15 protein-coding genes are annotated in these 24737 nt (G+C 60.5%); 11 read left to right on the plus strand and 4 right to left on the minus strand.

The genetic code is table 11. The annotated features are described in order from the left end of the window. Window positions 1-19 precede the first annotated feature (19 nt). The 4 genes from CCR96_RS08750 to napG all read right to left on the minus strand — a co-directional run bounded on the left by CCR96_RS08750 (window position 20) and on the right by napG (window position 7805). A complete protein-coding gene (locus CCR96_RS08750) occupies window positions 20-955 on the minus strand; it encodes a diguanylate cyclase domain-containing protein (protein WP_201219747.1) in 936 nt (311 codons plus the stop codon). A gap of 1 nt (window position 956) precedes the next feature. Further along, a complete protein-coding gene (locus CCR96_RS24525) occupies window positions 957-6044 on the minus strand; it encodes a PAS domain S-box protein (RefSeq protein ID WP_242518762.1) in 5088 nt (1695 codons plus the stop codon). Window positions 6045-6153: 109 nt separating this feature from the next. After that, entirely contained in the window at window positions 6154-7083 is a 930-nt protein-coding gene (gene napH / locus CCR96_RS08770) for a quinol dehydrogenase ferredoxin subunit NapH (RefSeq protein ID WP_338035849.1), read from the minus strand. Window positions 7084-7085: 2 nt separating this feature from the next. Then, complete coding sequence (gene napG, locus CCR96_RS08775) at window positions 7086-7805, minus strand: ferredoxin-type protein NapG (RefSeq protein WP_201219749.1); 720 nt, start codon at window positions 7803-7805, stop codon at window positions 7086-7088. Between the two features lie 283 nt (window positions 7806-8088). Between napG and CCR96_RS08780 the strand changes: the two genes are divergently transcribed. From CCR96_RS08780 to CCR96_RS08830, 11 genes are all read left to right on the plus strand, one after another. After that, entirely contained in the window at window positions 8089-9663 is a 1575-nt protein-coding gene (locus CCR96_RS08780) for an AAA-like domain-containing protein (RefSeq protein WP_201219750.1), read from the plus strand. Window positions 9664-9832: 169 nt separating this feature from the next. Next, a complete protein-coding gene (locus CCR96_RS08785; RefSeq protein ID WP_201219751.1) occupies window positions 9833-12976 on the plus strand; it encodes a DUF499 domain-containing protein in 3144 nt (1047 codons plus the stop codon). Then, window positions 12973-13635 (plus strand): DUF3780 domain-containing protein, encoded by a 663-nt coding sequence (locus tag CCR96_RS08790; RefSeq protein WP_201219752.1) that lies wholly within the window; start codon window positions 12973-12975, stop codon window positions 13633-13635. Before CCR96_RS08785 ends, CCR96_RS08790 begins: the two co-directional genes overlap by 4 nt. A gap of 12 nt (window positions 13636-13647) precedes the next feature. Beyond that, window positions 13648-16956, plus strand: coding sequence for a DUF1156 domain-containing protein (locus CCR96_RS08795; protein WP_201219753.1), 3309 nt, complete (start codon window positions 13648-13650; stop codon window positions 16954-16956). Between the two features lie 18 nt (window positions 16957-16974). After that, the gene (locus tag CCR96_RS08800) at window positions 16975-17229 is read left to right on the plus strand and encodes a UPF0175 family protein (RefSeq protein ID WP_201219754.1); all 255 of its coding nucleotides are present in this window, start codon (window positions 16975-16977) and stop codon (window positions 17227-17229) included. Further along, window positions 17219-17710, plus strand: coding sequence for a PIN domain-containing protein (locus CCR96_RS08805; RefSeq protein ID WP_201219755.1), 492 nt, complete (start codon window positions 17219-17221; stop codon window positions 17708-17710). Before CCR96_RS08800 ends, CCR96_RS08805 begins: the two co-directional genes overlap by 11 nt. A gap of 8 nt (window positions 17711-17718) precedes the next feature. Continuing rightward, window positions 17719-20460: a helicase-related protein gene (locus tag CCR96_RS08810; RefSeq protein ID WP_201219756.1), complete on the plus strand. Its 2742-nt coding sequence runs from the start codon at window positions 17719-17721 to the stop codon at window positions 20458-20460. Window positions 20461-20583: 123 nt separating this feature from the next. After that, a complete protein-coding gene (locus CCR96_RS08815) occupies window positions 20584-21024 on the plus strand; it encodes a DUF29 domain-containing protein (protein ID WP_201219757.1) in 441 nt (146 codons plus the stop codon). A 91-nt stretch (window positions 21025-21115) separates the two neighbouring features. Next, on the plus strand, window positions 21116-21433 hold the full coding sequence (locus tag CCR96_RS08820) for a hypothetical protein (RefSeq protein WP_201219758.1): 318 nt from the start codon (window positions 21116-21118) through the stop codon (window positions 21431-21433). Between the two features lie 89 nt (window positions 21434-21522). Further along, window positions 21523-22077 (plus strand): Uma2 family endonuclease, encoded by a 555-nt coding sequence (locus CCR96_RS08825; RefSeq protein WP_201219759.1) that lies wholly within the window; start codon window positions 21523-21525, stop codon window positions 22075-22077. A 121-nt stretch (window positions 22078-22198) separates the two neighbouring features. Next, the coding region (locus tag CCR96_RS08830; RefSeq protein ID WP_201219760.1) for a tyrosine-protein kinase family protein at window positions 22199-24737 on the plus strand (2539 nt) is incomplete at its 3' end.

Here is a 24737-nt window from a genome sequence, read left to right on the forward strand (position 1 = left end):
TGGTTTTAATTGATAAACGTCACGTCGATGTCGAGTCGAGATCGCGCCAGACGATCTGGTCGCGTCCCTCGGCTTTGGCTTGATAGAGGGCCTGGTCGGCGCTGTGTTTTAGGGCCTCGGCGTCCGTTGCTGGTCGCTGCCGTTGTGGTTGATGGGTGCTGCCACCCAGGCTGATGGTGATGTGATCGCTGACCGGCGAATAGGCGTGTGCAAGCGCGAGGGCATGGATCGCTGCGCGCATCGCCTCGGCGACTTCCTGAGCGCCATCGGCATCGGTCTCGGGCAGCAAGGCAACGAACTCCTCGCCGCCATAACGGGCGACCAGATCCGCCGAGCGGTTCGGCACCTGTTGCAAGGCTTGCGCGACCCGGCGCAGACAGTCATCGCCCGCCCCATGACCATAGTGGTCGTTATAGGCTTTGAAATGATCGATGTCGATCATCAGCAGCGAGAGCGGTTGTTGTTGACGCGACTGCCGGTTCCACTCCTGCACCAGCTTGCGGTCGAAATAGCGCCGGTTCGGGATACCCGTGAGACCATCCTGGAGTGCGATCTGTTCGAGCAGATCGGTCTTGAGCTTGAGGCTGACCTGATTGTGAACCCGGGCGCGGACGATGGCCGGATTGAACGGCTTGGAGATGTAATCAGCAGCGCCGAGCTGCAACCCCTTGGCCTCGTCCTGGGCTTGATCAAGGGCGGTGACGAAGATGACCGGAATCGCGTGGGTCGCCTCATCGGCCTTGAGTGCACGGCAGGTGGCGTAGCCATCCTGGTCTGGCATCAGGATATCGAGCAGGATCAGGTCCGGCGCCGGTGTGCGCTGCGCCAGCTCCAAGGCCTTGGCGGCGCTGGTCGCGGTGATGATCCGATAATCGTCCTTGAGTAGCTTGGCCAGGGCGTGGATGTTGGCGGGCTGATCATCGACGATCAGCAGCGTGGCGCGCTGTTCTGTCACCTCATGCCTCGTCGTGTGGAGTGGTGATGCGCACGGCGACGCGTTTCAGCAGCGCGCTGGCGCGATCATGGTCGAAGGTCTCGATGTGGGTGCGCAGCTCCAAGGCCAGGGCATCGTCGACATGCTGGCGGATGAGAGCGGTGAGCGCATCCATCAAGGCGTCGTCGATCAACTCGCCGGCAGACAGGGCCCGCAGGATCGAGTCGATGATTTCCGTGCTGGCGCCTGACTCTTGCTGACCGGCCTGATCGCTGGTGAAGCCGCTGCCTGTGAGGCCATTGGTGGAACGGTTGGGCAGTGCGGTCAGTTGCGTGTGTGCTTGGCGCAGGGCCTCGGCCAGCTCCTCACCTGCGGTGATGGGAATCGGCGCATCGCGGCGGCAGAGGAGGTCGATCTCAGTGGCGATCGCCGCCAGGCGTTCGGCGCCGAGGGTGTTGGCCAGACCTTTCAGGGTATGAATCAGACGCTTTGTCTCGGTGGTCCTAGGTGGTTGCTCGAGTGGTTCGGCGAGGGGGGCAAATTCGCTCTCGAGCTGCTGCCCGAAACGCTGCAGCAGGTTCAGATAGAGCGTGGCATCCTGGTCGAGGTGATCGAGCCCGCGCTGCACGTCAAACCCTTCAAGTGTAGCAGGCAAGGGCGCGTCAGAGGAGGCTGATGTGCTCTGTGACTTGATTCGGGACCTGCTCCGGGGAGCCGGGTCAGGCGTGGATGCTTGTGTCGATTCGGGCGCGCGCTGGGTATCGGATCGAACGCCCTTTTGAGCGCTTGTTTGAGTCCTTGTTTGAGCGTTTGGCTGGCATGCCGGTAGGTCAACATGGGCGCTTGGCAGCCAGGTCTCGAGCAGGCCAAACAGGCGTTGCTTGTCGATCGGCTTGGCCAGGTGGTCGTTCATGCCGGCGGCTTCGGCGCGTTGGCGATCGTCGTCCATCACCGCCGCCGAGAGCGCCAGGATCGGCAGCTCGGGATGTTGGGCACGGATGCGTCGGCTGGCCTCGAAGCCGTCCATGACCGGCATTTGCAGATCCATGAGCACGAGATCGACGGCTTGTTCGGCGAGGCTGTCCACCGCTTCGCGGCCGTTGTGCGCTTCGATGATGCGCGCGCCGGTCTTCTCCAACAAGGCCCGAGCAACCTCGCGATTGAGGCTATTGTCTTCGACCAGCAGGAGGGTCCGGCCGGCGAGATGGGGTGGCGATGGTTTCTGTTCGTCTGTCGCCTGTTGGCTCGGCGCCTGCTCGGCGCTGGCGCGTGCCATGGCGTTGAGCAGCGCGCGCGGGGTGACCGGTTTGCTCAGGAAGGCGCTGTAGAGATCAGCATGCTGACTGGGGCCTTCCTGACTATAGGCGCTGATGATCAGTGCCGGGATCTGGGTTTCGGTCAACAGGCCTTGCGCACGCAGTGCGTGCAGGCGCTCCAGGGTGGCGAGGCCATCGAGCTGACCGGGCATCTTCCAGTCGATGAGGATGAAATCGAACGGCAGGCCCTGGTGTTCAGCGGCCACGACCGCGGCGATCGCGGCCTCCCCACTCTCGGCTTCGATGACCTTCAGGGCCGCCTGCTCGAGCATGTCGCGTAGCACCTTGCGCGCGGTGACATGGTCATCGACCACCAGCACGCGGGCGCCGTTGGGGATCGCCTCGGCCGCGCGCGGCGCGAGCGCGGCCTGCGATGACAGCGGCAGGCTGAGCTCGAAGCCAAAGGTGCTGCCCTGGCCGGGGTGCGAGCTGAGCCGAAGCACGCCGCCCATCTGCTCGAGCAGCCGGCGGCTGATGACCAGGCCGAGGCCGGTGCCGCCATAGTTGCGGGTTGTCGAGGAGTCGGCTTGTGAGAAGGGCTGGAACAGCCGCTGCTGTTGCGCCTCGCTCATGCCGATGCCGGTATCGCGCACCTCGACGCGCAGATGCGCCTGCTGTTGTTCCAGGGGCAGCAGTTGGATCGTCAATTCGACCTGCCCCTGTTCGGTGAATTTGATGGCGTTGCCGAGCAGGTTGGTCAACACCTGCCCGAGGCGCAACGAGTCGCCGACCAGGGTGGGCAGGCCATGGGTGTTGCTGTGGAAGATCAGCTCGATGCCTTTGGCCTCGGCGGCGGTGGCGAACAGGGCCTGCATCTGCTCGAGCAGATCGTCGAGGTGAAACGGGCGCGCTTCCAATTCCAGCTTGCCGGCCTCGATCTTCGAGTAGTCGAGGATGTCGTTGATGATGCCGAGCAGCATGCGTGAGGAGTCGCGAATCTTGCCGAGATAGTCACGCTGTTTGTCATTCAATGGCGTCGTCAGCAACAGCTCCGAGAGTCCGATGACGGCGTTCATCGGGGTGCGGATCTCGTGGCTCATATTGGCCAGGAATTGACTCTTAGACTGATTGGCGCGCTCGGCCGCCTCTTGCGTCTGCTTGATCTCGGTGAGGTCGTTGTAGACCGCCACCACCTCACCGGAGGAGAGCATAAAGAGGTTGTTTTCGCGCCAGCCCTGCAGTTGTTCGTCCTCATAGTGCGCGAGAGGAAGCTCGGCTGGCTCGCCGCTGCGCGCGACTTGGCGTAACGCCCCTAGCAGCCCCATCTCCTCGGCTGCGGGAAAACATTCGGTCAACCGCCGGCCAATGACCTCCTGGCGCGGGTGTTTGTCCATGCGCTCGGCGGCGGCGTTGTAGTCGGTGAAGATGAAATCCTGGCCGTCGTCGACCGGGCGGAACACCGCAACGCCACTGCCAGTGTTCTCGAAGATGCCCTGGAAGCGCTCCTTTTCGGTTTCCAGGGCCTGCTTGGCCTGCCTGGCCTCGGTGATATCGAGGTCGCTGCCTTGATAGCCGAGCAAGGTGCCGTCGTCGGCGATCACGGGCGCGGCATGGGTGCTGACCCAGAGCAGGTGGCCGTCTTTGTGCAGGAGCGGGTTGATGAGGCCGTCAAATGACTGGCGTGCGGCAAGGTACTCGAACACGGCGGTCTTGAAGGCTTCGCGGCCGTTGGCCGGGTGCAGATCGTAAAAATGGGCCTGACCGACGAGTTCGGCGGGCCTGTAGCCCCAGACGTCTTCGGCCACCGGGCTGAGATAGGTATAGCAGCCCTGGGGATCGACCTCCCAGGTAACGGTGCGGCTCTGGGCCGCGAGCTGCTGTAGGCGCTGTTCGCGATCGTGCAGATCGCGCTGCGCCTCCTTGAGCGCGGAGATATCCTGAATAATCGACCAAATGACCTCGCGTCCTTCTGGGGTCTGGGCCTTGAAGCCCGTGAGTAGCACCGGATAGCGGCTGCCATCCTTGCGGATGTATTCCTTCTCGAACGGCCCATAGAAGCCGGTCTCGCGCATCGATTCCAGCGCCTGCTGTTCGAGCGGCAGGTACTCTCTCGGCGTGAGTTCCCAGTAACTGAGTTGGCGAAACTCTTCGGCACCATAACCGGCGGGTTCGTTGATGGCGGCGTTGAATTCGAGGAATTCGCCGGTGGTGAAATCGTTCATTGCGATACCGACCGGTGAGCGCTCGAACAGGCCGCGGAATTTGGCCTCCTCGGCCGCGAGCCGGCGCTCGGCGGCGATGCGCTCGGTGATGTCCTCATTGATGCCCACGACCCGAAGCGCGCGTCCCTGCTCATCGCGAATCACGCGCGCGAGCCCTCTGAGCGTGCGATAGGCTTGGTCGTTGGCACGCTTGATCTGGATCTCGATTTCAAAATGTTGGTCGTGTTCGACCAGTGCCCGGAACGCGGCTTCGGCCTGCTGGCGGGACTGCGGTTGCAGGGCTTTGGCCCAATCCTGAAAGCGGCCTTGGAAGCGCGCCGGATCTAGGCCGTAGAGCGTGAACATGCGCTTGTCCCAGAACAGCCGGTCTTGTTCGAGATCATAGTCCCAGATGCCGAATTCAGCCGCATCGGCGGCGAGTTGCAGGCGTTCACGGCTCTCGATGAGCTGCTGCTCGGCCTGTTTTTGCTGGCTGATGTCGCGCAAGATCGCCATCAGTTGGGGCTGTCGATCGAACTCCACATAGATCGCCGAGACCTGGATGTGCAAGAGATGGCCATCCTTGTGGCGATGCAGGGTCTCGAACTCATCATGGCCCTGAGTGATGACCTTGTGGATGTGGGCGGCGATCTCTTCGGGCGTTTCCTTGGCTTCGTAGTCGTCGAGGCTCAAGCGCGCGAATTCCTCGGCGCTGTAACCGAGCTGCTCATGCGCGCGGCGATTGAATTCGAGTGTGGCGCCGTTGGCCGGATTGAGGAGGACCATGGCGTCGGGTGAGTACTCGAACAGGGTCTGGAATTTCTTTTCCTGTGCTTGTAGCTCGCGGTTGAGCGCATCATGTCGTTGTTGATGCTCCTTGAGCACGGCGAACCAACGGTTGTAATAGAGGCTGACCAGATCACGTTGGCTGACCAGCCCTAGGAGCTGGCCATCGCGATCGACCACCACGACGCGCTTGATGCGGTGGCGGCGGCAGAAGGTCAGCGCCTCAGCGATGGTCGTCTCTTGATCGAGGGTGCGCAGCGGTGCGCTCATGAAGCTGCCCACTGGCGCCTGCCAATTGGCCTCGGTGCCGAGCAGCTTGAGCAGATCGCGCTGGGTGAGGATGCCGACCGGGCGCGCCTCGCGCATGATCAGGCTGGCGCTGACATGCCCCTGATCCATGCGCTGCACGACCTCCCGCAGCGCCAGGGTCTCGGGCACGACCAGCGGCTGGATACCCTGCAGCAGCTCGCCGAGACTCTGCATCTCGGCCAGCACCTGTGGGTCGAGGCTGCCGGCAAGATCGGTGTAGCTGACGATGCCTTGCAGCTGGCCGGCCTCATCGACCAGGCAGATGTGCTCGGAATGGTTGCGAATCGCCTTGAGTCCGTCCAGGGCCGAGGCCTCCGGATCGAGCAGCGCCGCCTCCGGCAGGTCCAGCGCCGAGAGCGGCGTCGACAACGACAGGCCCTGGAGCTGGAACGACAGTAGCATGCTCGAGAGCACCAGGCGGTAGCCTGACTCGGTGCTTACCACGACATCGCGGATGTTGTGGTGGTTCATCGTTTGGACCGCTTCCGTGAGGGTGGCGGTGGCCGGCAGGGTAACCACCTTGGTGGTCGCAATACTGCGCAATGTCGGGAAAACCATTTGCACCTCGGCTGTCGTCGAGCGGCGCTGGGCGAAGATTCGGCGCGCTCTGAGCTCGCTGTCAGCGCTGTGCTACCGCCTCAAGGCGGGACGCTAACGAGATCGATGGCTAATGTTGAAGCTTGGTTTGCTCGGCGATCGGATTCTGGCCGCTGAGATGGGTTTTGCCAAACCCGTGCTTATCGACCCAGCCCAGCGCGAGGCCGAAGACATCCTGGTCGCAGACCTCGATGCAACGCCCGCATTTGGTGCAATCGATGCTGTCGATGACCGGGCCATGGTTGCCACCTGACTTGAGCCGGGTTGCCTTCAAGGCTGGCTTGAGCACTTGCGGCTCCGGACAGACCTTGAAGCAATCCATGCAGTCGTCGCATTGCTCCCGGCGCGGCGCGGCGATGTGCACGGGCGCCGCGGCGCCGATGGCGGCATAGCAGGCGCCGACTGGACACAGATGACCGCACCAGCCACGGGAAACGATGAGGAGGTCATAGAGAAAGACCGCGGCGAGGATCAGCCAGGCCCAGCCGAAGCCGAAGATCAGTCCTCGGTGCAGCATCGAGACCGGGTTGACATACTCCCAGACCATCCCTCCCGTGAGCAGGGGTAGCAGCAGCACCAGTCCTAGCAGCCACCAGCGCAGATGGCGCGAGATGCGAACGCCACCGCGTATGCCAAGCCGGCGCCTGAGCCAGGCCGCGAGATCGGTCACCAGATTCACCGGGCAGACCCAAGCACAGAACACCCGCCCGCCCAGCAGCGCATAGAACAGCAGCACCAGTCCGGCACCGACGAGGCCTGTCAGCGCCGGCCAGTTCCCGGAGAGCATGGATTGGCTCAAGAGCAGCGGGTCGGTCAGCGGCAGGATGTCCAGCGTCATGCTCGAGGACAGAGTTCCAGTGACCAGCCAGGCGCCGAACAGCGGCCCGAGTAGGAACATGAACAACACGCCAAGCTGATTAAACCGGCGCAGCATGAGCCAGCGGTGGCGTTTGAGCCAGGGCTTTGCGGGGTTGGTTGATAGGCCTGTGGTTTTAGACACGGTCACGAGGCGCGATGGTCGTTGCGCCTGTCGAGCACGATGCCCGAGTAGGTTGGCCGAGTAGGCTGTCGTTCCCAGACCAGCCGGTCATGCTCGCCGCGCTGCCCCTGAATGAGGTGTCGCGGCAGGACCTTGATGGCCGCCTCGTCGAGGATGCAGGCCTCCTCGCACTTGCCGCAGCCGGTGCAGGTCTCGGCATGCACCACTGGGATCAGCAGCGCCTGCTGGCCGGAGCGCTCGTGGTACTGGGTCTCAAGCGTGATCGCGTCGCCGCGGATTGGACAGATGTCGAAGCAGACCTCGCAGCGCTGCCCCTGAAAGGCGATGCAGGCGTCTTGATCGCTGACAATGGCAAGACCCATGTCGGCTTTGTTGATATCGGTGAGCCCATGGTCCAGCGCATTGCTAGGACAGGCGGCGACGCAGGGGATGTCCTCGCACATCTCGCAGCCCGCCTCGCGGGCGACGAAATAGGGTGTGCCGGTTGGGATATCCTGCCCGAGTCTGGCCAAGTGCAACATGTCGAACGGGCAATCGCGCACGCACAGCCCGCAGCGGATGCAGGCGCCGTTGAAGTCGTCCTCGGGCTGCGCGCCAGGTGGGCGCAAGGCCCAGGCCGGCAGACTCGCCGCCCGCTGGCTATAGAGCCCGAGCCCGAGTCCGAGCAGGCCGACCCCAGCAGCGGTACGCAGTGAGTCAAACACAAAGTCGCGGCGGTTCATTTTAATTTTCTAACGCTCATGGTGCGGTGCTACCTCGGCAGAATCCTGCGAGATTCACGTTAAAGCGCTTGGTGGCTGATACGGCGCCTGATACGTCGATAGCGGCTCGCGCTCTTCGATCTTACCATGTTGCGCTGAATCCTCATTCAGCGCAGCCCCGGCGGGCGGCAGATTCGGTTGCTGCGGCTTTGAGTGCGATCAGCGATCGGATAGAGGATGCCTTTGGGCTCCTTAGCTCCAGCCAACTTGGTCCAATCAATGGGTAATGGTCGAGCGTCAGTCAATGCGATTTTTCAACACTGAGGGGCCAGTCCGGCCTGACAAGCACTATTGCTTAGCGCCACTGCAGCGTTGGGATTTAGAGACGGTGCTTAGCCTGATTGATCTGGAGAAGTACTTCCTGCTGCACGCCCCGCGCCAGACTGGCAAAACCACCTGTTTGCTGGCATTGATGAACTATCTGAATCGCGACGGGCGCTATCGGGCGCTGTACGTCAACATCGAAGCTGCCCAAAGCGCACGCGAACGCATCGAGCAGGGGATGGCGATCATCTGCAGCGCGCTGGGTCGCGCGGCCCGCTTGTATCTTGGCGATGCGCGCCCCGCTGACTGGTGCAGCGCACAAGGCCGCGAGATCGCCGCCGGCGATCGCTTGGCGGCACTGCTCGAATATTGGGCGGGTGCTGATCCGCAACCTTTGGTCCTGCTGCTCGACGAGGTCGACACCCTGGTCGGCGACACCCTCATCTCACTGCTACGCCAACTGCGGGCCGGTTATCCGCAGCGTCCGAATCATTTTCCGCACACCGTCGTGCTGTGCGGGGTGCGCGACCTGCGTGACTACCGCATCCACTCCAGCGCCGAGCAGGCCATCATCACCGGCGGCAGCGCCTTCAACATCAAGGCCAAGTCGCTTCGGCTCGGCGATTTCAGCCGCGCCGAGGTGCAGACTTTGCTCGGCGAGCACACCGCCGAGACCGGGCAAGCCTTCACGCCGCAGGCCCTCGAGCGCATCTGGGGGCTGACCCAGGGTCAGCCTTGGCTGGTCAATGCCCTGGCCTACGAGACCAGCTTCGACATGCCGGCAGGACGCGATCGCAGCCGGGCGATCGGCATCGAGCTGATCGACCAGGCCAAGGAAAACCTGATCCTGCGCCGCGTCACCCATCTTGACCAGCTTGCCGACAAGCTGCGCGAAGAGCGGGTCAAGCGGGTCATCGAGCCGATGCTGGCCGGTACCGCGCTGGACGCGGTTCCTGAAGACGACATTCAGTACCTGATCGACCTGGGACTCTGCCGCATGGCGCCAGGGCAGGGATTGACCATCGCCAATCCCATCTATCGTGAGGTGCTGCCGCGCGCGCTCACCTTCACCCCACAAGCATCCTTACCCCAGATCAGCCCCACCTGGCTCAACGCCGATGGCAGCCTCAATCCAGACCAGCTCCTCAGCGCCTTTCTCAGCTTTTGGCGCCAGCACGGCGAGCCGCTGCTCGGCAGCGCGCCCTATCATGAGATCGCCCCACATCTGGTGCTGATGGCCTTTTTCCAGCGCGTGGTCAACGGCGAAGGTGCTCTGGAGCGCGAATACGCCATCGGCCGCGGCCGCATTGACCTCTGCCTACGCTATCGGGATCTGACGCTAGGCATGGAGCTGAAGGTTTGGCGTGACGGCGCACCGGACCCGCTGACGGAAGGGCTGGAGCAGCTCGACGGCTACTTGGCCGGTTTGGGCTTAGACAGCGGCTGGCTGGTGATCTTCGACCGGCGCAGCGGGCGGTTGCCGCTGGCGGAGCGGCTCTCGGATAGCGAGCAGCGCAGCCCCGGCGGACGGCGGATTCGGTTGCTGCGGCTTTGAGAGGGGGATTCAGCAAGCCTCGCGTGTCTGGCTGAACACGGAAGTGGCCTACACCCGGAAAGAGGCCAAGCAACGACGGGCGGTGATTCATGTATCCTCGGGCTGGGCGATCTCGTACCGCAAAAACCTGAGTACGCCCATGGTCTAGCCCTCGTCAAGGAAAGCAAACATGAAGTCCCTGTCAGCCCTCTCGCCACGTTCATCCGTCCTCGACGGCACCGCTGATTTTGTCGTCAACCTGGCGGACCTGGCGAGCCTTTCTGAAGAAGAGGCGCGTGAATTCCTCGATGCCAACGTGCTCACCTCTGGCATGGAACTGCTGTTATCTCAAGCCTTCGCCAGACTGGCGGGAACCGGCAGCTCTGCGGGCGTCTACAAGCTCTCCGAGTCCATGGGCGGTGGCAAGACCCAGACCATGATCGTCGCCGGCATCCTGGCGCGTTTCCCGCAACTCGCGGACAGCATGCGCTTCCAAACGCCAATGCCCGCTGCGAAACCCGATGTGGTTGCATCCTTCACCGGGCGCTCGACCGATAAGAAGGTTTGGGTTGCTTTGGGCGAGGCGTTGGGCACCATCTTTGCCGGTGACCGCGCCCCCTCAGAGACTGAATGGCGCGATGCCCTCAAGGATCGTTCGGTGCTGATCCTGCTAGACGAGCTGGCCTTCTATCTGGTGCATGCAGCTAGCCATGGCAGCAAAGAGGACGGCACGCGTGCCGCCACCCTCGCTGGGATCGCGCTCACCAACCTGTTCGGTGCCGTGCGCGATTACAAGGAATGCCGCCGCTGTGTCATCGTCATCGCCGATCTGCAGAAGGACTGGGAGCAAGGCGCCGAGGCGCTTGCGCGCATCATGCGCTCCAATGAAACCCTTGGCGGGACCATGCAGAGCGTCAACAACGAGATGTCCAAGGGCGCTCAGACCATTGCGCCGGTGGACAACAGCAAAGACGAGCTGTACGCGATTCTGCGCCGGCGCTTGTTCAAGAGACTCGACGTTTCCAACAGTGACATCGCAGCAGTCGCTGATGCCTATGTTGCCGAGTTGAAGAAGGCAAGCGCCATCATCGAGCGGCCAACGATGAAGGTGCGCGAGGAGATCCTCGTGTCCTACCCCTTTCACTTCTCGACCAAGCATCTGATTGCCTCCTTCAATGACAACCCAGGGTTTCAGAAGACCCGCGATGTCATCCGCTTGATGGCCGCGATCGTCCGGGGTCTGTGGGAAAAAGGCTCAGCCGAAGTGGCTCGCCACCATCTGCTGTCGCTGGAGACCGCAGACTTCAATGACGCGAATGTCTCCAGCCGCTTCGTCGAGATCAAGAAGTCACTGCAAGACGCCATGCAGACCGACATCGCCAACAGCGGCACCTCCCACGCCGAAAGCCTGGATGCCGACACCGATGGCATGGCCAGCCATTGCGCCAAGTGGCTGTTTACCGCATCGCTGTCGGAGGTCCACCCGCGCGGTCTCACGGAAGCGGAGTTGGCCGAGTATCTGCTCGCGCCCGGACGCTCGATTCAAGGGATGCACGACGCGCTGAAGAAGCTCTATGACAACTGCTGGTACATCGAGCAGACCAAGTCTGGACGCTACCTCTTCCAGCGCCATAAGAACCTCAACGCGCAGATCAACAGCTACACCAACACCTGCCACCATGAGGACCGTAACAAGGTCGTCGAAACCAAGCTCGCCGAGATGTTCGAGCCCCGAGACAAGCGCTGCTACCAGAAACTGGCCGTGCTGCCCGCGCTCGATCAGCTCCAGCTGGAGCGTGACAAGACGACCTTGGTGGTCCTCAAGCCCGAGACCGATTTCCAAAAAGTCTTCGTCAGCCAGAAGTACAAGAACCGGGTGGCCTTCCTGACCGCGGTCGATCAGGCCGGTCTGTTCAACGTCAACAAGAAGGCGGAACGCCTCTGGGCCGTCACGCAAGTGATCGAGGATATGACCGTCGAGGATAGCCAGTATAAAAAGGCCAAGGAAACCGCGGCCGAGTATCAAACGGAGCTGTTCCTCGCCCTCAAGGCCGTGTTCAGCAAGCTTCATTACCCGCTGGTCGACGACGAAGGTGAGACCGCACTGGTGCCCACGACGCTGCTCGACAGCTATCTCGATGCCAAGAGCGGACACCAGATCAAGTACCGTAACGAGGACGCCTCCAAAGGTGAGTTCGTGGTCGAGGCCACGCTGCGCGAGGCCAATAAGTTCCAGCTCTTCAACCCTGCCACAGGCGATGACAAGCTGAAGGTCTACCAGCCCCTGCGCACCCGCATCGAAGCCTTTCTCTTTCCGCCGACCAACCGCACTACTTGGGACCAGATCAAGGATGCCGCAGCCTCACGTGGGCACATGCTCTGGACCGAGCCAGGCACCCTTGAGCGCTTGCGCGAGACGCTGATGACAGCCGGTCAGTGGCGAGAGGATGCCGGGCAGATTCAAAAGCCCCCGTTCGATGAGACCACGAGCGTCATGATCGAGTACGCCCGCGACAAGCACACGGGGGCGATCACCACCACGGACATCAAACTGGCGCATGGCGACAAGTTCTACGTGCGTGAGGATGCCGGGGAATGGCGCGAGCATCCCAACGATCAGCCCCTGATCAGCGATGCCATGCTGATCGAGTTCAAGGCGGTGGACTCGAGCGGCAAGAACCAGGAGGGCAAGCCCTACCGGGTCGAGAACAGCATCGATCTGGCACATGATTTCGTGCCGTCGCCGACACCCGGCAAACAGGTGCTCAAGGTTCGCGTGGTGCCACCGACAAGCAAACTGCTGTTCACCCTCGACGGCTCCAATCCAGCCAACAACGGCGCCCCCTATGCCGATCCAGGTATTGAGGCCACGGAAGGCGCATCGGTCCGTTTGTTCGCTGAGAAAGGTGGGCTCACGCGGGAAGTCACCATTCCGGTGCCGAAGCCCACGCCTGACGGATCGGACGACGAGGAGACCATCGGCATTTATCCTGACCTTCCCGCGGTCGTCGGCGGCAAGGCCTTCATCCACTTGGTGACGCGCTCGGCGGCCTATGATTTCCTCAGCCAGCTTCCCTCAGACACACAGTTGCAGATGGTGCAGGCCAAGGTCACGGTCGCGGCCAGCGACAACACCGTGACACTGACCTGGGACCGCAAGACGCGTCTGGCGCCTCAACAGGTCTTGGAGGCCTTTGAGTTCCTCGACAAGCAGGTCCACGACGGCGAATGGGCACTGCGCTTCGATCAGCTGCACTTTGCCGAGGGCCGTGACCTCTTGCAATGGCAAGTCGACACCAGCACCAAGATCTCACTCGCGCAGGTCACCCAATGACCGAGACGCTGATCCACGATTTTGGCGTCGTCCCCGAGCGCGGCGATAGCTACGAGTTTCTGATCGGCAGCGGCACGGGGGCCTCCTGTCTCTTGACCGGCGTTGTGCAGACCGAGCGTGGACCCCGGCGCACTGAGCTTGCCGAGATTCCGGCTGCACTATGGCGCAAGATCAGCGCGCGGGTCGTGCGCGAGCTGGCGCTCGACATGCACGACGAAGAGCGCTTGCCGAAGAAAGCCCCAACCCTGAAGACTGGAGCGAACCGGCTGAGTCCATTGGTCGGCCGGGAGCTTGCGCTGCTGCTCTGGGTGTTGCAGGAAGAGGGAGCTGCTGAGCAGTTGGAAGCGATCCTCAACGGTTGGCGCGAGCTAGCGCGCGAGGAGCGTTGGTGGCTCTATGCCAAAGCCGCTTCGCCAGGACAACGCTCTGGTATTGGTTGGCGGCGCGGCCTGTTTCATGCGTTATCAGAGGCGGCGGAGTCGAGAGCTGCTGTGTCGTCACTGGAAAAAAAAAGCCCGTTGGCTGGGGACTGCCCTTCGAGTTCACGCCGTCAGCGGACAAGCAACCAGGCGCGCAAGGATCAAGCCCGCCGCGCAAAACCAGCAGCGGCCGTGCCAGCGGCAAGCAATCTGAAGAAGCGGGCGGTCCCGACCAACTGAAGTTGTTCTGACATGACAGAGCCCAAGCCGTCCAAGAGTTTCATCGAAGTCCAGTTTCCGATTGGGCCGCTGTCCCTGGAGAGCTATATCGAGCGCGATGCCAAGGGCTCCAAGGCGCTGTCATCGCTTGGCAAATGGTGGGGCGGAAAACCCTTGGTCTTGGTGCGAGCCATTGTGCTGGGGACCGTTTTCCCAGCTTCCGATGACCCCGAGCGTTGGCCGGATGATCTCGAGATCTACCTGCGCTGCATGTGTCTCGACAACGCAGGGATGTGGAAGCGCAAAAGGGAACCGCTACCTGCCGGCCTCTGTTACCCACAGGCCACCGCCACCGAGAGGGAAATCCTATTCGATGATCCAGAGACCTGGAAACGTCGCGGTATCGACCGCGAGCAGCGCCAGGCGCTGGAGAAGCGAGTGTTCTATACCCTGGATTACAGCGCACAGCGCGATTATTGCTGTCGTGTTGAACAGATCGACGGCCCGCCCGAAGAATCCTGGTCAGAAATCAATGCCTATCTGGGGACCAACGCCGCCAGGCTACCCGAGCTGATTGAGCAACTGTCCGTGCGCTGCTACGGCAAGCGCCTGAAGGTGGGCGACGCCTTCAGCGGCATGGGATCAATCCCCTTCGAAGCTGCGGAGCTTGGCTGCGACGTTTACGCCTCCGATCTGAACCCTGTTGCCTGTCTGTTGACCTGGGGCGCCCTCAACATCGTCGGCGGGACCGATGAGTTCCGAAACAGCGTCCATGCCGAACAACAGCGCCTGTACGACGAGGTTAATGCCTGGTTGCTGGATAAGGGCTATGAGACCAGCGAGGAGGGCTGGCGCGCCGAAGCCTATCTCTACTGTGTCGAGATGAAGGTGCCTGAGTGGGACAACTGGATGATCCCCATCTGCCCAAGCTGGGTCATCGCGCCTAAGACCAAGACTTGGGTGGAACTGGTTCCCATCGAATCGGAGAAGCGCTTTGGCTTCCGTGTGCGTCAGGGTGGCAGTGGTTGGGAGAATGCCAGTAAAGGCACCAAGCAGGGAGGAGACCAGCAAGGCGGTGAAGTCGTCTGTCCACCGGCCTTGCGTGAGATCTTTCGGCGCCAGGGTCGACATCAGCAGATGCCCTCGGCCGTTTCGTATAACCAGCTGATTCAGAATGCCGGTGGACTGAGGCGCTGGGAAAACAGCGATCTGATGCCGCGGCCCGGAGACGTTCTTCAGGAGCGGCTCTTTTGCATCCGATGGCGCCTGCCCAACTTGCAGCAGCTTTTGGAGCAAGAACAGACGCTTCGTGCTGAACAGGGCCAACACAGCAGGCTGAATCAGCTTGATAGACTGTTTGAGTCTCTGCAGCCATTCTTGACTGCATCAACTTGGTCCGAACTACAACAGCTGCGGCGACGGGACTGGAAACGGGAAGATGCCGAGTTAGTCGATGTTGAACAGCAAATCGAGCGACTGCGGAACAAGATTGATGCGCGTAGCCGCCTCGAACTGAAATCACAGCGCTTGAGCTTAAAAGCGCGCAAGGCGACCCGCAATCTACGTGATGCGTTGGTGAAAAGTCTCGCAAAACGCATTCCAAAATTAGTCTATCGCGAGCCACAAAGCTACGACCTGATTATCGAACGTCAGGTGTTAGAGGACCTAAGAGCGGTGGTTGATGACTGGCAGGCAGCAGGGTGGATTCCAAGTTGGCGTATCGAGCCAGGAGTTGAAACAACGCGCCTTAACAGAGAGAAGGGCTGGACATACTGGCACCACCTTTTTACGCCTCGACAATTGCTAATGGCAGGTGAGTATTCGAGACGAATCGGCCAGAGCGCGGAGGCTGTACGTCCGGCACTGACCCTTGCTCTCGGCATTGCCTGCAATTATTCGAGTCGCATATGCCACTGGCTACCTAGCCAGGGTGGTGGTATCGGGGGCACTAAATGGACCTTTTACAACCAGGCATTCAATACGTTCCCAAACTACCCCGCTAGGACTTGGGCTGGGCTACAAGATAACGTTCAGCCAAACCATTGGCAGATCAATACCGCAGGGCGAAAGTCAAGCGACCTGATTGACGCTAGAGCATTAAAGGAAAACTGTGAAATCTGGATCACTGATCCTCCCTATGCTGATGCGGTCAACTATGAGGAGTTATCCGAGTATTTCCTCGCCTGGTATGCCCCGCACTTGAAGGCGACCTTCCCCGATTGGTACATGGACTCGATGCGCAACAGGGCAGTAAAAGGCGACGATGCGCCGTTTCGGCTCGCGATGGCTGAGTGTTACCGCAACCTCGCTCAGCACATGCCTGATGATGGTATGCAGGTGTTGATGTTCACCCACAAATCCACCGATGTCTGGGAAGACCTCGCGTTGATTATGTGGACCGCTGGGTTGCAGGTGAAGCAGGTTTGGAGTGTTGCAACAGAGACGGCTGGGCTGGGAACGCGCACAGGCAACTACGTCCAAGCCACCTACAACATGGTGCTCAGAAAACGCACAGGCTCCAAGGTCGGCTTCGTCGACTTCATCACGCCACAGATCAATAAACGGGTCACCGAGGTCATCACCCGCATGCGCGAGAGCCAGGTCGCGACCGGACTTGCCCGCTGCGGTTACACCGATACCGACTATCTCCTCGCTGCCCAGGCCGCTGCCGCCGAGGTGGTGACGGGCTACAGCAGCATCGACGGGGTTGATCTGGAAGCGGAACTGCGTACACCCAACAAGGAGCGAGGACGTTCGGCGCTGCGCAACCTGATGGATAACGCCAAACGCACCGCCACCGACTTCTTGGTACCACCGGCCATGGATCGCGCGATCGCCAAGGCGGGCGGCGGTGACCCCTATCAGTTCTGGCGTCAGTTCTCACCAGAAGAGAAATTCTTGCTGAAGGGGCTTGAGGGAGAGGCAGAAGGCGTCAGCAAGCTCGGAGCCTTTCAGGATCTCGGCCGAGCCTATGGCCTAGCAGACTACGAGAAACTGCTCGGTCCTGTGCGCGCCAATGCCACCCGCACCGCACTTCCCGAGGAACTGCCGCGCCCTGATAGCCTTCGCTTCGACGAGGTACCCGCAGCAGACCGTGGGCTTTGGCGCTACTCGGCGACCCGCCATCTCTACCATGCCCTCAAACTGCTACAGGGAGCCGCCGACCCGGAACGTGCAGTCAAACACCTCGTGGATAGCACCGATTTCTGGAATCTTCGTACCACACGGCTTGCGGCGATTCTCGCTTATCTGCAGGAGATCACGCAGGCCAATGCCAACTGGGCTCATTACCAAGACCTGTTAGCGCAATTGGCGATCGGGGTCGAGCATTACAGGGGCTAACGAAATGAAGAGGTTGCCATGACTCAACTCACGCTTGAAATGCCGGATGAGGTTTTCGCCACTCTGCAGAAGGACCCCGCTGAGTTCACCCGCGAGCTTCGGATTGCCGCGGCGGTCAAGTGGTATGAACTGGAGCTTGTTTCTCAGGGCAGGGCGGCGGAGATCGCCGGCCTCACCCGTGCCGAATTCATTACTGCTCTCGGACAGTATCGGGTGAGTCCGTTCCAATACACAGCAGACGAAGTGCTGTCGGAGCTGGCCAATGCCGATTGACCGGGTGGTCATCAATGCATCCCCCTTGATTACGCTGTTTCGCTCCGGCTTGCATCCTGTGTTGCCACAATTGTTCCCGGAGCTACTGGTTCCGGACGCGGTCTGGAACGAGGTTGTGAGCCAGACCTACGATGATCCGGCGGCACGGGGGCTTCCGACGGCATCTTGGGTGCGGCGGACGGCTGCCACGCTTGACCCCAGAGTCAAACTGTGGGGCTTAGGTGCCGGCGAGACAGCCGTGCTGTCTCTGGCGATGCGCAAATCTGGCTGTACAGCCATTGTGGATGACCGGGCGGCTAGGCGATGCGCGCGTGTTTTGAGCATCCCCCTGATTGGGACCGCTGGTGTCATCGTGTTGGCCAAGCGCAGGGGGTTCCTTGGATCGGTCGAGGAGGCCTTGCATCGGTTGCAAAGTGCCGGGCTTTGGCTGTCGGCAGGATTGATCGAGAAGCTCGTTGATGAATGCGATCGAGCAGGCTGAGTGTTTCCATGCTGCGACGATTCAGCTCCCGCCGTGCCAGTCTGTATGACAGCTTCCTCAAACCGCGCTTGACTGGAGCGACGCGCTACGACCGTATTGCCGGTTATTTTCAGAGCAGTCTGCTGGAACTGGCCAGCGAATGCCTGGCGGATATTCCGCGTATCCGCATCCTCTGTAATACCGAGGTCAGCGCGCAGGATGTCAGGACGGTCCGCCAAGCCGTGGGCACGCGCCGCGCGGAGTTGGAAGACAGCTTGCTGCGCTTGGCCTGGAATGCTGGACAGTTTACGCACCTGATCGAGGTGCATGGCGAACCCGCGCAGCAACGCCTGAAGGTGCTCCACAACCTGTTGACCGCGTCTGGCCAGGAAGGGCGTCTGTTCGAGATCCGTCTGGTTCCTGATGCCGAATTTGGCTTTGTGCATGGCAAGGGCGGTGTGATTGAGGGGAGCTGGGGTAAAACCGCGTTTATCGGCAGCGCTAACGACAGCGCCCGTGCCTGGACCAAAAACTACGAGCTGGTGTGGGAAGACGATGATCCGGCTAGCGTCGCCTGGCTCCAAGAGGAATTTGACGCCCTCTGGAAGAAGGCCTTTCCGCTGTCCGAGTTTATCGTCAAGCAGATTGGCCGGCTCTCTGAACGCACGGTCATCGAGCACGTCGGGCCCTGGAAGGAGAACCCCTCACCCGAGCCTCTATTGGCCGAGGTTCCCACCGCGACCGAGCTGTTCGGCTTTTGGGATCACCAGAAGTATTTCATCAATCTGGCGTTTCAGGAGCATCTGAAGTATCGAGATCAGGCGCAACGGGGAGCCCGCTTCCTGCTTTGCGATGGGGTCGGTCTCGGCAAAACATTGCAACTCGGGGGGATCGCCAAGCTGATTGGAACCCTCGACAGCCTGCCGATTCTGATCATGGCTCCCAAGCCGCTACTTGAGCAGTGGCAGGAGGAATTGCTGGGCAAGCTCGCGATGCCGTCGGCTCGTTTCGAGCAGGGCGGCTGGATGACCGAGCGCGATGAGTTCCACCCCGCGTTTCCAGAGAAGATGACGAACTGCCCGCGCCGGATTGCGATCGTCTCGACCTCGGTGGTCACGAGCGCGCCACGCTCCGAGCGCAATCGCGAGCTGATGGAACAGCTCCTTGAGAGACGTTTTTCCTGCGTCATCTGGGATGAGGCGCACAAGATTCGACGGGCAAACCTCTCGGAGAGTAGGGTCTATGCACCCGCTGAGAAAAAGCTGCTCTACCAATTCGCGGAGCGCTTGGCGGCGCGAACGCAGACCCTGCTGCTGGCTACGGCGACTCCGGTGCAGTTGCATCCGATGGAACTCTGGGACTTGCTCTACATTCTGTCAGTGAATAACCCGCATGTGCTGGGCACTGAGAATGCTCTTTGGCGTCGGGTCGATGGACCCGAGGTGTTCGACATCGTGGCAGGGCGCAAAGAGTTTGATGCACTTTATGACAAGTGGCTCTATTGGCGAGATCCTTTGCCGTCGCCGCTCGACGCCAGGTCAGAGGTCTTCGATTGGGTACGGCATGATATCGGACTTCATGATATCGACAGCCAGGCGACCATTGCGGACCAGGATCGCATCGACGATGCGCGCCAGTTCGACCTGGAGTTCATGCGGCTGCGAGACCTCAACCCCTTCACGCAATGGGTCGTGAAGCGTTCCCGCGATCGCTTAGAGGCCGAAGGTAAGCTGGTCCGGATTGAGATGGTTCCCTATGGTGACGGGCAGCCCATCTTGTGTTCTCACAGCATAGAGCAGGCCTTTGATTTGGCGGAAGAGTTTGCTCAGGCCCTGCACAAGCGCGTCAAGGCGGGCGGTTTCATCAAGACGTTACTGCAACGGCGAGTTGGCAGCTCCCTGATCGCGGGTTTGAAGACGACAGAGAAGATGCTTGCCGGCAAACGCCCGGACGAGGAAGAAGATCCGGATGAGGAGGCGGATTCCATCTATCCACTCACCGAAGGTGAAAAGGAGGCGCTCGGGCGACTGCGAGATCATCTGCTCAGGCATCTTAAGCGGGAGGATGATCCAAAATTCGAGAGGGTGCGCGAGGTCCTCAACTTGACCTTTGACGGCCTGAAGTGGGTCGATCGAGGCGTGCTGATCTTCAGCCAATTCTACGATTCAGCGTATGCACTCGCAGAATATCTGCTCCAGCACTTCGATGAACCGATCGGGTTGTATGCCAACAGTAGCGCCAGCAAGCTATTCGAAGGCGGGAAGATCCAGAGTATTGACCGAACACTGCTCAAAGAGAAGGTGACCCTCGGGCGGTTGAAACTCTTGATCGGGACAGATGCCGCAAGCACAGGCTTGAATCTGCAACGGCTGGGGTGTTTGATCAATCTCGATCTGCCCTGGAATCCAACGATCCTCGAACAGCGCAAGGGTCGCGTCCAGCGAGGAACGCTAGCGAAGCGCATCCCATTCTACAATATGCGTTACGACAAGGGTGCCGAGCAAAAACTCTTCGACTCGCTATCCGGCAGAATTCAAGAAATCACCACTATCTTTGGCACCGTGCCCGACTTCATCGTCGATCAATGGGTGACGGATATGCTTGAGGATAAGGCTTGGGATGAGAACAGCATTCTAAACATCATTGCCGAGCGTGAAGAAAACCCGTTCACAGTCAAAGAGACTATCGAGTCACTAGAAACAGATTGGGAGTCAACGGCAGAGGTTCTGAATAGACATGTGGCCTTTCGAGAGCTTCTTACCGGTTGGTAGTTGCGAGCTAATGGCAATGAGCTTGATCCCTGACTCCACGACTTAAATATAAGCCTTAAAATGCTCGCAGTTTGGAGATCAGCCCACAGGATTGCCGTCTAAATTTGATTGAGGTTTAACACAATGAGCACGGCCTACAACAGTGACATTATTGCCTGGTCGGAGGAGCAGACTAGGCTGTTGCGCTCGGGAAACTTTTCCCTTTTGGATATCGAGCACATCGCCGAGGAGATCGAAGACGTGGGCAAGAGTGAACGACGCGAGCTTGCGAGCCGCATGGTGATCTTGCTCGCGCATCTGCTGAAATGGCAGTTTCAACCCGGCCGACGCGGATCAAGCTGGCAGCGCACGATCAAAGAGCAACGCCGTGCCATTCAGGCCCACCTCAAGGAGACCCCAAGCCTCAAGGTTTCATTGGGAAATGAAACCTGGTTTGACGGCATCTGGGCCGATGCATTGGCTCGAGCGATCGATGAAACGGGCCTCGACCTCTTTCCGGAGGATTGCCAATGGTCCGTCGAACAGATCTTCGACCCGACCTTCTATCCGGAGGCGCAGGATTGAGCGTGCCGGTAATATTGGCCTGTCCATCACTACGTCTCCAATGTGAAGGGCTTGGGCCGCATCTGAATATGGCAAAGCGGGAGTCTATCGTATGGCTTTGATCGAGAACTTGGAGCATGAGGATTGGGAGGATTTCCTTCGGAGCTGCTTTCTATACACATTGGAGGTATTGAAGGAAGATCGGTTTCGCTCGGTCGGCAGTTCGGCTGATGACCTGAGGAGTTGGCTGGCCGCAGGTGGGGTCGCTCGTGTTCGGCATCAGTTAGGCCAGCAAATGCATCGACGTGGCCTCTCCGAAGACCGCCAAGTGGCCATCCATCAGTGCATCAATGAGCTGGCGGAAGAACATCGTGGCGCTCTGCTCGATCTGACGGCAACGGGCGTTATCCCTGGTTCTACGCAGGACTGACTGCCTCCAGGTTTTCGTCAGCGGGAAATCAGCTGCGCTTCATACATCCTCAATCGGACACGTCCAAGTTAGACTGAGAGCACCATTCGATGGAAGCACCACGCTTGAGCACGACTGATGACCTACTAGCCTGGGGCGGAGACGAGCCGGTCGAGCTGATCGACGGCGAGATCGTGCAACGCCCCATGAGCCGTTTCGAGCACGGGCAGGTGCAGACCGGGTTGATTGGTCAATCCTTCCCACTCGTTACGCAAGCGCAACCGGGCGGTTGGTGGATCGTGCCCGAGATCAGCGTCCGCTACAACGCGCACCACTGTCCCAGTCATGACCTTGCCGGCTGGCGTAAGGAGCGGCCTGTCGGCGTCATGACGATCCTGCCGGACTGGGTTTGCGAGATCCTGTCGCCCGGCCATGAGCGCAAGGATACGGTGACGCACTTCCTGCGTCTGCAGCGTGCCGGCGTGCCGTTTTATTGGATCGTTGCGCCGGAAGAGCGCGCCTTGATTGCCTATGCGCTGGATGCCCGCAGCTACCGGACAGTGTTCACCGCTGACGGCGCGGCCGAGACTGTGGCCAAGGTGCGCATCCCGCCTTTCACTGAGCTCGAGATCGATCTTGGTCTGCTGTTTGGACAATCGTCCTGAATGTCGGGCTGGTGACTGAGTCCTTCCCAGGCAGCAGCGAGGAGATGCTTGCGGGCGCCGCCTCTCTTGTCCGTGTGATCCATACGCGTTTGGCTCGTGAGCGCGGCAGACGGAGGCGACAATGAAATCCGACGCGATTCGACAGCAGATCTCCAGTAATCTGGCGGAACATGGTTTCACGATTGCCGATCTGCGCATTCAGCCCGATCCCTACGCCGGTTGGCGACTCTGGCTGGAATCCGATGATTTTCGCGGCATGGCTGCGCGTGAGCGGCGCGCACTCGTGCTCGACGGATTAGAAAACGAGCATTTTGAATGGCTCGATCTGATCACCTCCGAGGAAAAACTCTGGACCGGCGCAGCGCCACTGGATTCTGACCTGGAGGATTTGCCGCTCTGGCCGGAAGCACTGTCGCGCGCCCGGTCGCGGACTGCCCCCATTGAAGCGCGGTTTTTGTCCGATCTGGATGAGGACCCGACCACGCCGCTGCTCGGTACTTTCTATTCGCTCAAGGGTGGCGTCGGGCGGACGACGGCTTTGGGTTATAGCGCCCTGATCCTGGCGAACAAAGGGTTTAAGGTGGTCTGCGTTGATATGGATCTGGAGGCCCCCGGACTTGCCGAGGTCTTCGGACAAACGCACGCGATTGAGCCGGAGATGGGTGTGGTGCATCTGCTTGCCGCGCTGGATCGTGGGGAGGAGGTCGATCTGCGTGATCACCTGATTCGACCCGATGAGTCGCTGGAACTCTATCTCCTTCCCGCCGGCGTGACTAATGCGGACTATGCCCGTCTGCTTCGCTTCACTGATCCACTGTCCTGGTACCGCGAGGAAGCGAATCCGCTGCGGAAGATGGTCGAGCAGTTGCGTCAGCTGAGTTTCCAACCGGACCTAATCCTCTTCGATGCCCGCACCGGATTCAACGCGCTCAATGCGCCATTTCTATTCGAGTTCTCGGATCTGGCGGTCATCGTCTTTTTCCCGCATCCACAGGCACGCCAGGGCACCGGGGAGCTGGTGCGGGCGTTGCTCACCTCAAACACATTGAGGGATCAGGATGCAGGTCCGCTGACGCCCATGCCGCGCTTTCTGGTCTCACCCATCCCTGCGAGCAAGGCACCCGAGGTCATCAAGCGCTACCAACATCGGGCGTTGGATTGGGTGGCCGATTGGTTTTCGCTGCTGGCTGAAGATCAGCGTCCGGCGGAAGGCGATGTGACCCACTTCGTTCCTTACCGTGAGGCGGTTGCAACCTCTGACAGCCTCTTGCAGGAGACCAACCAGTGGGACGACTACCAGCAGATCGCCGAATGGTTCCAAGGTTTCTTGAAACAGGGTGAGGAGCCCCTTGCTCCCGCCTTGATCGCAGAGCGTAAACCAGACCTCCTAGCGTCACTCCAGTTTCGTAGCGATACGGCGGAGCGCCAGGAAGCCTTTTTGGAGACCTTTGTCGAGACGGCGGTCGTCGTTGCGGCCCTGGCTGCCGAGATTCCGCTCGTCTTGGGGCGCAAGGGAACCGGCAAAACCGCCATTTTCCGGCGTTTGTCTGAGGCCTCGAGCCCGACTGCCGTGGTGGTGATGGCGCCAGCGCCGTTGCGGCGGGGACGCCCTTGGATTCCGGGTGTCGACGGTTTCAAGCGGGTGGAGCACATCATTCAACAGCATCAGGCCGACTGGCGACAATTTTGGTCGTTTTGCACCGCCGTCGCGGTGTATACGGAAGCGGGCATCGACAGCCCAGTTCCGGCTCCCGATCAACGCTTGATGACGGCCATCGATCTGTCGCCGAAAAGCGAGTTGGCCTTCATCGAAAGCCTCGATAAGGTCTTGGGAATGGCTGGCTCCGGTCTATTGGTCAGCGATTGGTTGGATCGGCTGGATCGGGCGGCCACCTTTCCGACCTTGCTGCTCTTTGACGGTCTTGATACGGGCTTCGGGAATACCGTTGCGGATCGACAGCGCCGTCAGCTGGCCAATCAAGGACTCTTCTCTTTCCTCACGGATCGCGGTGAGCAGTTTAGTCACATTCGGCTCAAGGTCGTGCTGCGCGAAGACCTTTGGCAAGGTCTTCGTTTCGAGAATAAAAGTCATCTTTTTGGGCGCTCGCGTAGCCTGAAATGGTCTGAGCAGGTCGATTTCCTGCGGGTGGTCCTCAAGCAAGCCATGCGCAGCGAGGCATTTGGTCGTTTTGTCGCCACGCAGGGATGGCCTGTTGACAAGCAGAATCCCATCGATCACTGGCCGAGAGAGAGCGTCTTCCGCGCCTGGAATCTGCTGGTCGGCGAACGCATGAAGGGTGGCAATACGGCCTTCTCGCGCAACTGGGTGTGGAACCGACTCGCGGACGCTAATGGCGATCGCACGCCGCGTTATTTGATTCAGCTCTTTGATGAAGCGCTCGCGTGGGAAAGGCGAGAGTCCAAGGTGAATCCCTATGATCGCAGTCTGATCCGCCCACGCGGTCTGGTGGCCGCGCTTCCGGAGGTTTCATCTCGTGCGATCAGCGCACTCAAAGACGAGGAATTCCCGCAACTAGCAGCCTGTCGGACTTTGCTACCGCCGCCCGCTTGCCGACTTGGTAGACTGTCGTCCCGCTTCAGGACAAACGCCGATGCCCAACTTCCGCTCCATCGATCGCGACCGCCCGTTAGAGCTGCCC

Source organism: Halochromatium roseum, assembly GCF_016653315.1.
Lineage (GTDB): Bacteria > Pseudomonadota > Gammaproteobacteria > Chromatiales > Chromatiaceae > Lamprobacter > Lamprobacter roseus.

What these genes read in the sequence shown, in the direction of transcription:
- CCR96_RS24525 (WP_242518762.1), bottom strand. Translation starts at nt 6,044, where the DNA reads ATGGTTTTCCCGACATTGCGCAGTATTGCGACCACCAAGGTGGTTACC.
- napG (WP_201219749.1), bottom strand. Translation starts at nt 7,805, where the DNA reads ATGAACCGCCGCGACTTTGTGTTTGACTCACTGCGTACCGCTGCTGGG.
- CCR96_RS08780 (WP_201219750.1), top strand. Translation starts at nt 8,089, where the DNA reads ATGCGATTTTTCAACACTGAGGGGCCAGTCCGGCCTGACAAGCACTAT.
- CCR96_RS08785 (WP_201219751.1), top strand. Translation starts at nt 9,833, where the DNA reads ATGAAGTCCCTGTCAGCCCTCTCGCCACGTTCATCCGTCCTCGACGGC.
- CCR96_RS08790 (WP_201219752.1), top strand. Translation starts at nt 12,973, where the DNA reads ATGACCGAGACGCTGATCCACGATTTTGGCGTCGTCCCCGAGCGCGGC.
- CCR96_RS08795 (WP_201219753.1), top strand. Translation starts at nt 13,648, where the DNA reads ATGACAGAGCCCAAGCCGTCCAAGAGTTTCATCGAAGTCCAGTTTCCG.
- CCR96_RS08800 (WP_201219754.1), top strand. Translation starts at nt 16,975, where the DNA reads ATGACTCAACTCACGCTTGAAATGCCGGATGAGGTTTTCGCCACTCTG.
- CCR96_RS08805 (WP_201219755.1), top strand. Translation starts at nt 17,219, where the DNA reads ATGCCGATTGACCGGGTGGTCATCAATGCATCCCCCTTGATTACGCTG.
- CCR96_RS08810 (WP_201219756.1), top strand. Translation starts at nt 17,719, where the DNA reads ATGCTGCGACGATTCAGCTCCCGCCGTGCCAGTCTGTATGACAGCTTC.
- CCR96_RS08815 (WP_201219757.1), top strand. Translation starts at nt 20,584, where the DNA reads ATGAGCACGGCCTACAACAGTGACATTATTGCCTGGTCGGAGGAGCAG.
- CCR96_RS08820 (WP_201219758.1), top strand. Translation starts at nt 21,116, where the DNA reads ATGGCTTTGATCGAGAACTTGGAGCATGAGGATTGGGAGGATTTCCTT.
- CCR96_RS08825 (WP_201219759.1), top strand. Translation starts at nt 21,523, where the DNA reads ATGGAAGCACCACGCTTGAGCACGACTGATGACCTACTAGCCTGGGGC.